Annotated in this window: 8 protein-coding genes and 1 pseudogene; 3 read left to right on the forward strand and 6 right to left on the reverse strand. The window is 64.8% G+C overall.

The window, feature by feature from the left end:
* Positions 1 to 89: 89 nt before the first annotated feature.
* From glsA to AB7M16_RS35855, 4 genes and pseudogenes are all read right to left on the reverse strand, one after another.
* A complete protein-coding gene (gene glsA / locus AB7M16_RS35840; RefSeq protein WP_453946854.1) occupies positions 90 to 1937 on the reverse strand; it encodes a glutaminase A in 1848 nt (615 codons plus the stop codon).
* 21 nt (positions 1938 to 1958) lie between these two features.
* Positions 1959 to 4169 carry a TRAP transporter permease gene (locus AB7M16_RS35845; protein WP_453946855.1) on the reverse strand — a complete coding sequence of 737 codons (2211 nt, stop codon included), beginning with the start codon at positions 4167 to 4169 and terminating at the stop codon, positions 1959 to 1961.
* A gap of 243 nt (positions 4170 to 4412) precedes the next feature.
* Positions 4413 to 5580: pseudogene (locus AB7M16_RS35850) on the reverse strand (TAXI family TRAP transporter solute-binding subunit).
* A gap of 166 nt (positions 5581 to 5746) precedes the next feature.
* Positions 5747 to 5968 carry a biotin/lipoyl-containing protein gene (locus AB7M16_RS35855; RefSeq protein WP_453946856.1) on the reverse strand — a complete coding sequence of 74 codons (222 nt, stop codon included), beginning with the start codon at positions 5966 to 5968 and terminating at the stop codon, positions 5747 to 5749.
* Between the two features lie 95 nt (positions 5969 to 6063).
* Here AB7M16_RS35855 and AB7M16_RS35860 point away from each other — a divergent pair, with 95 nt between their 5' ends.
* The 3 genes from AB7M16_RS35860 to AB7M16_RS35870 all read left to right on the forward strand — a co-directional run bounded on the left by AB7M16_RS35860 (position 6064) and on the right by AB7M16_RS35870 (position 9337).
* Positions 6064 to 7038 (forward strand): IclR family transcriptional regulator, encoded by a 975-nt coding sequence (locus AB7M16_RS35860; protein ID WP_172786337.1) that lies wholly within the window; start codon positions 6064 to 6066, stop codon positions 7036 to 7038.
* Positions 6968 to 8527, forward strand: a complete 1560-nt coding sequence (locus AB7M16_RS35865) for an acyl-CoA carboxylase subunit beta (RefSeq protein WP_260383329.1) — start codon at positions 6968 to 6970, stop codon at positions 8525 to 8527. Before AB7M16_RS35860 ends, AB7M16_RS35865 begins: the two co-directional genes overlap by 71 nt.
* Before the next feature lie 216 nt (positions 8528 to 8743).
* On the forward strand, positions 8744 to 9337 hold the full coding sequence (locus AB7M16_RS35870; RefSeq protein ID WP_172786339.1) for a hypothetical protein: 594 nt from the start codon (positions 8744 to 8746) through the stop codon (positions 9335 to 9337).
* A gap of 96 nt (positions 9338 to 9433) precedes the next feature.
* Here AB7M16_RS35870 and AB7M16_RS35875 read toward each other — a convergent pair whose 3' ends face one another.
* Together AB7M16_RS35875 and AB7M16_RS35880 are read right to left on the reverse strand one after the other, a co-directional pair.
* Positions 9434 to 10909: an FAD-binding oxidoreductase gene (locus tag AB7M16_RS35875; RefSeq protein WP_453946857.1), complete on the reverse strand. Its 1476-nt coding sequence runs from the start codon at positions 10907 to 10909 to the stop codon at positions 9434 to 9436.
* A gap of 165 nt (positions 10910 to 11074) precedes the next feature.
* The gene (locus tag AB7M16_RS35880; protein ID WP_212257453.1) at positions 11075 to 12364 is read right to left on the reverse strand and encodes an MFS transporter; all 1290 of its coding nucleotides are present in this window, start codon (positions 12362 to 12364) and stop codon (positions 11075 to 11077) included.
* Between the last annotated feature and the right edge of the window lie 108 nt (positions 12365 to 12472).

Here is a 12472-nt window from a genome sequence, read left to right on the forward strand (position 1 = left end):
ATCCACGTCTTGCCAAGCGGTACGAAGAACGTGGATGCCCGGGACAAGCCCGGGCATGACGACTTCTTGGGGAGCAACGTCGGCGTTCATTACGTCGAGGTCAGAATATCCACCTTGGCGTTGGCGACGATCAGGCGGTCGGCCAGGAGCTGGGCCAGGTTGCGCATGATACATTCGCTGGCGCGGGGGTGCTGCTTGCGGAAGCGCTCGAAATCCTTCAGCGGCACCTCGCATGCCGTCGCGGCCATGTCGGCGAACACGTCGGCGGAGCGGGTCTGCTCCAGCAGCGCCATCTCGCCGAACGCCATGCCGGCGGTGAGCGTCGCCAGCCTGACGCCGTCGGGCAGCGTGACATGCACGGCGCCGCTGCGCAGGAAGTAAAGGGCGTCGGCGGGTTCGCCGGCCGTGAGAATCTTCGCGCCGGATTGATAGGTCCTGATGGTGCAGAGCGAGGCGAGATCGGTCAGCTCTTCCTCGCTCAGCCCGCTCAACAGGGGCTGCTCGGCAAGCTCGGTGGTCTCGTGAAAATCGATCGAGCCGCCGTAGCGATAGACGATCTGGTCTTCGGCCCATTCGATCGCCGTGTCGAGCAAATAGAAGTCGCGGACGTTCTTCAGTTCGGCGGTCCATTCCCGCAAGCTGTTCCATTCCTTGGAGGCGCGCCGGACGCCTGACAGCACGACGGTCACGTTCAGTGCGGCAAGCTCCTCGAACGCTTCGGCCACCAGCCGTGCGCCGGCGCGTGTAGTTGAGGTCACGCGGTGAAGATCGAAGATCACGAATTGCGGCCGCGGTCGTCCGGCAAGCCGGCGCGAGACGTAATCGACCGCCGACAGCGACAGCGTGCCGACCAGCTCGATGATCCGGACCTCCTGCTCGTGGGCCGCCAGGATCTCGCGCTCCTGCGGGCGGCGCACGCGGCGTGACGGGCTCCTGCCGATATCGTAGTCCGCGATGACGGCGTTGCGCGCGTCGTCGCTGCGGTTGAGCATGTGCAGGTCGTAATGCGAGGACAGCGCCTCGCAGACCTTGATGCCGCGCACGCTGTTGCCGTGCTTGTCGAGCTTCGGTGAATAGCTGCCGAGGCCGAGGCGGGCAGGGAGCGCCGCCAGGATGCCGCCGCCGACACCGCTCTTGGCGGGGATGCCGATGCGGTAGATCCATTCGCCGGCATAGTCGTACATGCCCGAGGACGTCATCACGGAAAGGGTACGCGAGATCGCGTAAGCGCTCAGCACCTGCTCGCCGGTGACGGGATTGATGCCGCGATTGGCGAGCGTCGCCGCCATCACCGCGATGTCGCGCGCGGTGACCAGCACGGCGCATTGGCGGAAATAGACGTCGAGCACGCCCGCGACATTGTCCGAGATCACCGCGTTGGTCTTGAGCAGATAGCCGATGGCTCGGTTACGGTCGCCGGTCTGGCTTTCGGAAGCATAGACCGCTTCGTCGACAGAGAGATCGCGTCCCGCAAAACGGCTGAGCGCAAGGCGAATCTGCTCGAAGGCGTCGGTACCCTTGCTGTCGTAGATCAGCCCGGTGCAGGCGATCGCGCCGGCATTGACCATCGGATTGAACGGATGGTTCTCGGAATTCAGCCGGATCGAGTTGAAGGGATCGCCGGAGGGCTCGACGCCGATCGCGCCTTCGACCTTGCCGGCGCCGAGCAGGTCCAGCGCCAGCGCGAACACGAAGGGCTTCGACATCGACTGGATGGTGAAGGGCACCCGGCTGTCGCCGACTTCATAGACGTGGCCGTCCAGCGTCGCCAGACTGATGCCGAAATAGGCAGGATCGGCCTTGCCGAGCTCGGGGATGTAATCGGCGACATGGCCTGACGTCTCGGCCGAGAATTCGCTAAGGCAATTGTCCAGAAACCGCAGCAAGGGCGGCTTCGAACGGGTCCAGGCGGTGGCGAGAGGCGAGAGCGGTTTCATCGCCTCCCTTGTGCAACGCAATCAGGGCACGCGCAACCCGTCCGGCATCACAGGCTGGCGCCGGACCAGGAGAAGCGCGATCAGGATCGTCGGCAGCAGGATGCTAAGGCCCAGCAGCGTCACCTGCATCTGCGACAACGGCATGATGCCGCCGCCGGGTGTGGCGACCACGAAGCCGCCGATCACGAGCAGCACGCGGATCGGCCATTCCAGTATCCCGGCGCGGCGCAAGTCGCCGACGAAGGACTGGTAGCCCTGGATGCCGCCGCAGATGAAGAGGATGCCGAAACAGGCAAGTCCCGTGAGTCCAAGCGCCTCCAGATAAGGATTGCTGCCCTGGAGCAGCAGCGCCGGGTTGAGCACGAAGAAGAACGGGATGAAGTAGATGATGCTGCCCACCCACATGCTCTCCCAGCCCGTCTTCATCGCCGGCGCACCGGCGATGCCGGCCGCGGCGAAAGAGGCGATCGCCACCGGCGGGGTGATCGAGGACAGCATGCCCCAGTAGAAGATGAACATGTGCACCGCCATCTTGTTCAGCCCGAGCTTCTCCAGTGCGGGCGCGACCAGGATGGCGAGGAAAATGTAGCAGGAGGTCGTGGTCAGCCCGAGCCCGAGGATCAGGCTGGTGATTGCGCACATGATCAGCAGCAGGAAGGCATCGCCGCCCGCGATGCTGAGCAAATCGTTGGCAAGGCTCGAGATCACGCCGGTCAGCGAGAAGGCACCGATCAACAGGCCGCAGCCGGCGAGGATCGCGATCAGCTCGACGAACGTCTTGCCGTTGAGCTCGAGGAATTGCAACCAGCGAGCGCCGCCCCAATTCTTGCCGGGGAAGAATTCGTTCAGCGCCGCCAGCAGGCACATGCCCCACAGCGCAGCGTTGAGCACGCCATACCAGAACATTGCGGCCGTCGCCGCGATCGAGCCGGCGAGGACGAGCGTGTTTCCGAGCTTCCAGCGCGCCGGACCCGACCATTGGTGCAGGATCACCAGCAGCACGGAGGCATAGAACGGCGCATGGCTCTCGCGCTTGAAGTAGAGCAGCATCACCACGAGCACGACGATCACGAAGAGATAGTACCAGCCCTCCTTGAACGCATCCCAGAACCGCGGCAGCTCGGCGCGCGGCAGGCCCTTCAGCTTGTGGCGGGCGGCATAGGCGTCGACCTGCGCGAACAGGCCGACATAATAGAGGATCGAGGGAATGGTCGCGGCGAGCGCGACGTCGGCATAGCCTGTGTTCATGAACTGCGCCATGACGAAAGCCGTGGCGCCCAGCACCGGTGGCGCCAGCACCGCGCCGGTCGAGGCACAGGCCTCGATCGCGCCGGAATAGGACGGCGTGAAGCCGGTCTTCTTCATCGCGGGGATCGTCATCGTGCCGGCGGTCAGCACGTTGGAGACGATGCTGCCGCCGACGGTGCCGAGCAGGCCGGATGCGAACACACAGACCTTTGCCGCGCCGCCGCGGAAGGTGCCGCACATCGCGAACGCGATATTGATGAAGAATTTTCCGGCGCCCGTCATCATCAGCGCGGTGCCGAACACCAAAAAGCCGATCACGGTATCGGCGAAGGCCTGAATGGGAATGCCGAGCAGGCTCTCGCCTGAGAGCATGTGATAGGAGGTCGTCTGCTGCAGCGTCGATTGCGTGCCGCGGAACGGCCCGAGCCAGCTCGAATCCGCAAACAGCGGATAGAGCGTGAAGGGCAGCACGCTGAGCAGCAGGCTCCAGCCGCCGGTGCGCCGCAGCGCCTCCATCAGCACGAACCACATCACGAGCCCGGCCGCGATGACGTTGGTGGGCGCGCCGTCGAACTCCCAGCCGAGCTGCGCCGCCTTGCGGATATTGAGCATCAGCCAGATCGCCGAGCCGAAGGTCGCCGCGAACAGCGCAAGGTCATGCCAGGGGATGCGGTCGAGCGGCGCCTTGTCCGACCCCGGGAAGATCAGGAAGGTGAACGGCAGCATCAACGCGATCAACAGATAGAAATATTCGGTGTTGAGCTGGGTGTAGTCGATGAAGAACCGCAGCGAGAATTGCTGGTTCACACACAACAGAATGGTGGCCGCCGTGGCCGCCATCAGCACCCAGCGCCACGCGCCCTTCAGGGTGCGCACGCGCGTGACCTCCGCCTCCTGCAAGTCAGCGGCGGCGCCGAGATGCGGATCTGCGAATTCGACGCGCCTGGCTTCGTCCTGGGGGCCGCTGGAGATTGAAGCAGACATGATCGATCCCGGACGTGGGCTGCAAAGTCGCGACTAGGCGAACGATTGTTGGTTGAAGCGGTCGCGCCGCAGGCTCATCAACCTCTCCCGCGTGCGGGAGAGGTTGGCGCGCAGCGCCGGGTGAGGGCTTTCTCCTCTGGGGGAATCCCACCGTGGAGACACCCTTTCCCCAACCCTCTCTCGCACGCGGGAGAAGGGGCGCACTTCTCGCGGGGCAGCGATCAAGCCCGACAGCATCTCGCTCTATTCCTCGAACCCATTCGGCATGCCGGCTTTCGCCAGCGCCGCCGCGCGGGCCTTCATCCAGCCGTCGAGGAACGCCTTGTCGTCCGACGGCGGATTGGACTTGCCGTATTCGCTCCAGGCTGCGCCGAGCACTTCCTGGCGCTTGATCAGCTGGTTGTTGTGCGCCTCCTGCGCATCGCTCCATTGTCCGGCTTCCTTCAGCGCTTTCACCGCACCGGGATGCACCGGCACCACCCAGTTCTTGGTCTGGCGGTCGGCCGCGAGCCCGCCGGCGCCGGGCGCGGAATCCTTGAAGGCGTCGTAGTTGACGATCATCGCCTTGGTGATGGCGTAGACCTGGTCGGCCGGTTGCGAGGCATAGGCGACGAAGATCGGGTAAGGGTAGTTGCCGAGCTCGACCGGCTTCTCCGGCGAGATGCCGGCGCCGCAGGTGGCAAGCTGCGGGAAGAAGAACGAGCCGACCTTCTGCATCCGCGCCCAGCCTTCCTTGTCCTTGGCGGGCAGCGGCGGCCAGGTCAGGCCGCGCGGCGAGGTCTCGGCCTCCTTGGCGGGACCGGTGATGGTGGTGCCGAAGGCGGCGTCGACGTCGTTGTTGATCAGGCCTCTTCCACATCGCGCCGTAGCTCGCGAACTCGACGGCCTTGACGTCGTTCTTGGTCAGCCCGGCGAAGGCGAGCACCGCGAGCGAGTTCTGGTTCAGCGCAGGCGAGCCGACCACGAAGCCGACGCGCTTGCCCTTGAGGTCCTTCAGCTCCTTCACGCCGGTGTCGGCGGCGACCGCGAGCGAGCCGCAATTGCAGTCGACGGACGAGAGCAGGATCTGCAGCGGCTGCGGACCCCATTCCTTCGAGCCGAACTCGAACACGCCTTCCTGCGCGAAATAGGTGCCCGATCCCATCGCTGCGGAAGCCGCGCGCTTGGCGCGCAGCGGCGCGAGGCGGGCAACGTCGTTGCCTGCGGGCAGCACGCGGACGTCGGTGCCGTATTTGTCCTTCATCATCTTGCCGACGCCGACCGCGATGTTGAAGCCGGCGGTGCCGGTGTCATAGGCGGTGAACGTCAATGTCGCCGGCAGCTTGGTGTCTTCGGCAAACGAATAGCGTGTAGACGCAAAAGAAATGCCCGCCACCAAGGCAGGTGCGAGCACGAGCAGCCCACGAAGCATGTTTCCCTCCAATGATCCTCGCTTTGGCGCGAGGATTTTCGTTCTTTGTTTGAAACAACGTTTTGTTTGAAACCGATCATGTCACCGCGATCAAGCGATGGCAACGCCGCACCGCGCACGCAGGAATGCGACTGACAGATTGTCGCGGAAACGAAGGACAACGTGTTTAACTCGCGACGATCGCGATCGCCTGTCCCTCGGCAACGACGTCGTCGACCTTGACCAGAAGCGATTTGATCGTGCCGTTCGCGGGTGAGGGCACCGGGATCTCCATCTTCATCGCTTCGACCACCACAACGTCATCACCATCCGCGACGGTTCCTCCAACTTGCACGGGAGTTGCGCAGATGCGTCCCGCGACCTCCGTGACGATCTTAATTTCTGGCATGCCATCGCCTTTTTGTTGTCGTCGCAAAATGCCTGAGGTAGCGTCGTCTGCAAGTGGAATTTAATTCCGCAGAGCGGAACATAACGGTAGGGATCATGGGACGACGTTCGGAGCGGTTGAGCAGGCAAGGTGCGCTCGCTGGTGAAGCCGGTGAGGGTGATGTGATCCAGGTGGTGTCGCGCGCGTTCGACGTGTTGCGATGCTTCGAGGGCCACGAGGCGCGACTCGGCAATCTCGAGATTTCAAATCGCTGCGGTCTGCCGCGCTCGACAGTATCGCGGCTCACGCACACGCTGACCCGCATGGGTCAGCTCGTGTATCTCCCGCGCGATCAGAAGTATCGCATCGGCCCGAGCGCGGTGGCGATGAGCGCATCGATGATGAAGGGCGCGCAGCTGCGCAGCATGATTCGCCAGCGGCTGCAGGAAGTCGCCGAGCAGTTGCCGGGTACGGTCGGATTCGTCGTCCCCGACCGCTTCCATCTCGTCTATCTCCAATTCGCGCGTTCGCCGACCGCGCTCGGCTTGCACGAGGGTACCGGCAGCCGCATCTCGATGGCCTCGACCGCCGCAGGCGCGGCCTACACCGCGGCCCTGGCGCCGGAAGTCGGCGATGCCTTCGTCGCAGACATGGAGCGCGAAGCCCCCGAGGCTGCCAAGATTCTCAAGCCCCGCATCGAGGCCAACCGGCAGATGCTGCGCGAGCGCGGCTATGTCGTGGCCTGCGGCCTCTGGAGCCCGCACATCAACGGCCTCGCGGTGCCGATCTGGTCGCCGCAATACCAGACCTTCGTCGTCATCACGATCGGTCTTCTGTCGGCGATGTATGACGAGCAGCGTCTGCACGACGAAGTCGCGCCGCTGATGCTCCAGCTTGGCCGCTCGCTCGGCAGCCTGATGGAAGGCGCGGAGGGCGACGCCTTCAACAACCGTATCTCGCGTAAGCCGGTCGCCATGGCCGTGCACAACAATAACAAGCCGATCCATTCGGAGGGAGTGAATGAACTGGAAGCCGGAACTCGACGAGCTCGCCCGGCGCGAAGCCTTCGCGCGGGAGATGGGCGGCGTTGACAAGGTCAAGCGACAGCATGACCAGGGCCGGCTGACTGTTCGGGAGCGTATCGACAAGCTGATCGACAAAGGCAGCTTTCACGAGATCGGTGCCGTCTCCGGAATCGGCGAGTACGATTCCAGCGGCGATCTGAAGAAGCTCACGCCGGCCAATTGCGTGTTCGGCCGCGCGCGCGTCGACGGCCGCACGTTGGTCGTGGTCGGTGACGATTTCACCGTGCGCGGCGGCTCGGCGGATGCGTCGATCTCGGCCAAGCCGCTCATGGCGGAGGAGATGGCGCACGATTTCCGTCTGCCCATCGTCCGCATCATCGAGGGCTCCGGCGGCGGCGGATCGGTCAAGACCATCGAGACCAAGGGCGCGGCCAATCTGCCTGGCGGCATTGGCGGCACGCGCTGGTATCGCTTCACGACGGAGAACCTCTCGCGCGTGCCGGTGGTCGCGCTCGGCCTCGGCTCGGTGGCGGGCTTGGGGGCCGCGCGTCTTGCCGCCAGCCACTATTCCATCATGACCCGGAAGTCCGCGATGTTCGTCGCAGGCCCGCCGGTGGTGAAGGCGCTGGGGCAGGATCTAACCAAGGAGGAGCTCGGCGGCGCCGATATCCAGACCCGCGCCGGCGCGGTCGATCATGCCGTCGACACCGAGGAGGAGGCGTTCGCCTGCGCGCGGCGCTTTCTTTCCTACCTGCCGTCTTCCGTCTACGAGCTGCCGCCGACCTTGCCCTGCACCGACAACCCCGAGCGTAGCGACGAAGCGTTGATGAACGCGGTGCCGCGCAACCGCAAGCAGGTCTACAAGATGCGGCCCATCATCGAGTCCGTCGTCGACAAGGGCTCGTTCTTCGAGGTCGGGAAGAACTTCGGCAAGCCGATCATCGTGGGCCTCGCGCGGCTCGAGGGCCGGGCGGTGCTGCTGCTCGCCAGCGACAGCTTCCACTATGGCGGCTCCTGGACGGCCGATGCCTGCCAGAAGGTGGTGCGCTGGGTCGACTTCGCCGAGACCTTCCACCTGCCGGTGGTCTATCTCATGGACTGCCCGGGCTTCATGATCGGTCTCGATGCCGAGAAGGCCGCCACCATCCGCCACGGCGTCCGCGCCATGGCCGCGGTCAACCAGACCACCGTGCCCTGGTGTACCGTGATCCTGCGCAATGCCTTCGGCGTTGCCGGCGTCGTGCATCAGCCGGCCGACCGCTTCTCGATCCGCTACGCATGGCCGTCAGCCTATTGGGGCTCGCTGCCGCTCGAAGGCGGCATCGAAGCCGCCTACCGCGCCGACATCGACGCGGCGGAAGACAAGGCGGCCAAGCTGAAGGAGATCGAGGAGCGCCTCAACAAGCTCCGCTCGCCGTTCCGCTCGGCCGAAAAATTCTGGGTCGAGGAGATCATTGATCCCAGGAAGACGCGCTCGCTGTTGTGCGAGTTCGCCCGCCTCGCCGAGCCGCTACGCAAAGTGGGGCCGCCGGAGAACATGACGATCCGGCCGTAGCATTGATCGAATTGGTTGCATGCCGCGGGCTTGACGCGCTGATCGAGCATTCGTGCGCTGCGAGTTAATCATCTCCAGCGCTACGTGTAGGCTATGAAATCTTGCAGTTGTTGCGCGCAAGCGCAGCCACTTTCAGCCGCTGTTTAGGCCCATTTCAGCCAAACTGTTATTGGTTTCTCGTTGCCCGGGGCAGGGTCTCTCATTTGGAGTCCTGCAATGTTCAAGCGAGTATTTTCTGCGTGCGTCTTCGTTGCCTTGGGTTCTGTCGCTTCGGAAGCGCGCCCTTACCGAACTCATCAAGCTCCTGAATGCAACGTCACCATGCCCTGCGACTTCTCGTTTTCGCAGACGCGACGCGAGCGGGCTTCCAGGCCCTCACTGGCTTCCAGATCTTCGCCGGTTTCCAGCCCCACGCTGCAAGCGTACCGCTCCGCACAACTGACAGTGACTGATGCTGGGGGCACGACCACGCCGGCGACGGTCTCCGGTGCTCACGGCGCTCGCGTCGTCGGCGGCCGTCCGGCCGGTTGCCCCTCGTCGTTCTGCGGCTGCGGCGCGGCTCTGCGCGTGTTCGGCCGCATCGTGCCGGAATTGAATCTTGCGTCCAACTGGCTCCGCTTTCCCAGGACATCACCCGCACCGGGAATGGTTGCTGCGCGACGAGGACACGTTTTCGTCCTTGAGCAGCACCTCGGAGGCGACGTCTGGATGGCCTATGACGCCAACTCGGGCGGGCGCACGACGCGAATCCACGCGCGCTCGTTGCGAGGGTATACGGTTGTCAATCCGCGCGGCGGCTCGGTGGCTTGAGGACAGCGGATAGCATTCCGGGAATCGCGGGCGGGTCGCAACATCTTTGCGACCCGGCAACGCCGAACCAATTGTTGGCGCCGGCCTCGCAGTCGATCACAGCCGGAGCACCTTGCCGGGATTCATGATGTTCTCAGGATCGAGCGCGCGCTTGATGCTGCGCATGATGTCGAGCTCGGTCTTGGAGCGGTAGTGGCTGAGCTCGTCGAGCTTGTCGATCCCGATGCCGTGCTCCGCCGAGATCGAGCCGCCCATGGAGGTGACGAGATCGTTCACGGCCCGCGTGATGGCGGCCGTGTATTGGTTCAGCGTCTGCTGGTCCATGCCCTTCGGCCCCATGAACGAAAAGTGCAGATTGCCGTCGCCGATGTGCCCGAGCGGATAGGGCCGGATGGTCGGGAGAATGTCGAGCACGGCCCTGAGGCCCTTGTCGATGAACTCCGGAATCCTGGAGATCGCAACCGACACGTCGAAACTGATCCCCGGTCCTTCGGCGCGTGAAGCCTCCGCCATGGCTTCTCGGATGCGCCACATGTTGCGCGATTGAGCGAATGTGTGCGCGATCACAGCATCCAGCACGCGACCGGCTTCGAGTTGATCGGCGAGAAACTGTTCCATCTTGCCGGACATGCCCTCGGTTCCGTCCTGGCGCGGGCGCGCCGACGACCATTCCAGCAGCAGATACCAGGGCGTGTCCGCCTTCAGCGGATCCTGCGTGCCGGGAATGTGGCGCAGGGAAAGGTCAATGGCGGCCCGGCTGAGCAGCTCGCAGGAGCCGACATTGTCCTCCGATGCCGCGTGCGCCTCGGACAGGATTTCCAGCGCCGCGCGGGGATCGCGGACCGCCAGCCACGCCGTGCAGACGTCCTTGGGCGCCGGCCACAGCTTGAGCACGGCCTTGGTGATGATGCCCAGCGTTCCCTCGGCGCCCATGAACAGGTGCTTGAGGTCGTAGCCGGTGTTGTCCTTCTTGAGCGCGCGCAATCCGTCCCAGACCTCGCCGCTCGGCAGAACGACCTCGAGCCCCAGCACGAGATTGCGGGCATTGCCGTAGCGCAGCACCTGCACGCCGCCGGCGTTGGTGGAGAGATTGCCGCCGATCATGCAGGAGCCCTGAGCACCGAGGCTGAGCGGCAGGAAGCGGTCGTGCTGGCTTGCGGTCTCCTGAAGCGTCTGCAACACGCAGCCGGCCTCGACCGTCATCGAATAGCCGACGGGATCGATCTCCAGCACACGGTTCATGCGGCCGAGCGACAGCACGATGCCGGTGTGCGCAGGCCAGGGCGTCGCCCCGCCCATCAGGCCGGTGTTGCCGCCCTGCGGCACGATCGCGACGCCGTGCTCATGGCAGAGCCGGACCACTTTCGAGACCTCCTCGGTGCTCCCAGGACGAACGACGGCGCCGGCGCTGCCGACCAGCAATCCCCGCCAATCCGTCACGAACGGGTGCTTGCCGTGCTCGTCCTCGATCAGGCCCTTCTCGCCGACGATCGCGCGCAACGCATCGCGCATCTCGGCGGTCAAGGGGGCGGTTGGGATGGCGGGTGGGGACGACGGGAAGGCAGCCGGCATTTGTTTCCTCTGGCGCATCTTGGTGTGCACTGCGCACGGTGACGTGCAGAGGGCATTGTCCACGTTTGGCGCGAGGAGTCTAACGGGAATGTGGCCGAGCGCGTCTTGCGGATGGTGACGCCGCCGGGTCCGGCGTCACCATCACGATCGGGTCGTCAGCCGGCTTCAGGCCGTCGCCGGCTGCAGTTTCGGCTGCCGCGACAGCGCCAGCACGATCAAGGCCGCGAACACGCAGAGCGCACCGGCGATGAAGAAGGCGGGCAGGTAGCTCTGGTAGACCGTGCGCGAGAAGCCTGCGCCGAACGCCGCGGTGCCGGCGCCGAGCTGATGGCCGGCGAAGATCCAGCCGAACACCAGATTGGCGCGCTCGGGCCCGAATTTTTGCGCAGTGAGCCGCACCGTCGGCGGCACCGTTGCGATCCAGTCGAGACCATAGAACATTGCGAAGACCGAGAGGCCGTAGAACGAGAAATCGCTGAACGGCAGGAAGATCAGCGAGAGCCCGCGCAGGCCGTAGTACCAGAACAGGAGCCAGCGGTTGTCGTAACGGTCCGACAGCCAGCCCGACATGATCGTGCCGAAGAAATCGAAGATGCCCATCGCGGCGAGCAGGCTCGCCGCCTGCACCTGCGGGATGCCGAAATCGAGGCACATCGGGATCAGGTGCACTTGCACGAGGCCGTTGGTGGAGGCGCCGCAGACGAAGAAGGTCGCGAACAGGATCCAGAACGCCGTCGATGTCGAGGCGTCGCGCAACGTGCCGAGCGCAACGCCCGTAATCGAGCCGTGGCTGACCGGCGGCGCGGGCAGCGGCTCGGTGCCTTCGTCGCCGAACGGCCGCAGCCCGACGTCGCTGGGGCGGTCGCGCATCGCGAGCAGCACGGCCAGGGCGGAAACGCCGAGCATGATACAGACGAAGCCGAGCGCGAGCCGCCAGCCGAAACGTTCGGTGAGGCTTGCGAGCAGCGGCAGGAACACAAGCTGGCCGGTGGCGACGCTCGCGGTCATGATGCCGACGACGAGGCCGCGCCTTGCCGCGAACCAGCGCGTGGCGATGGTCGCGCCGAGCACCAAGGCCGTCATGCCGGTGCCGATCCCGATCACCACGCCCCAGAGAGCAATGAGCTGCCAGACCTCGGTCATGCCGAGCGAGAGCACGAGCGCCGAGACCACGATCAGCTGAGCGGCCAGCGTGACGTTGCGCAGGCCATAGCGGTTGAGCAGGGCGGCCGCGAACGGCGCCATCAGCCCGAACAGGATGAAGCGGATCGACAACGCGGAGGAAATCTCCGCCGTGCTCCAGCCGAACTCCTTCTGCAGGGGCACGATGAACACGCCGGGCGCGCCCACCGTGCCGGCGCTGATCAGCGCGGCGAGAAATGTCACGCCGACCATCACCCAGCCGTAATGGATGTTGCGGCGGGACAGTGCTGCCGCGAGCCAGTTCGAGATCATCGGGCCTCAATTTGGTTGGCGGGCCCCAGAGAGACCCGCATCATCGTTGCAATCTGGCACAGACAAGGAAAGTCTAAAATGCCCGACTTCCCTCAATTTCGGACATTC

It is taken from the genome of Bradyrhizobium sp. USDA 372 (assembly GCF_053629095.1).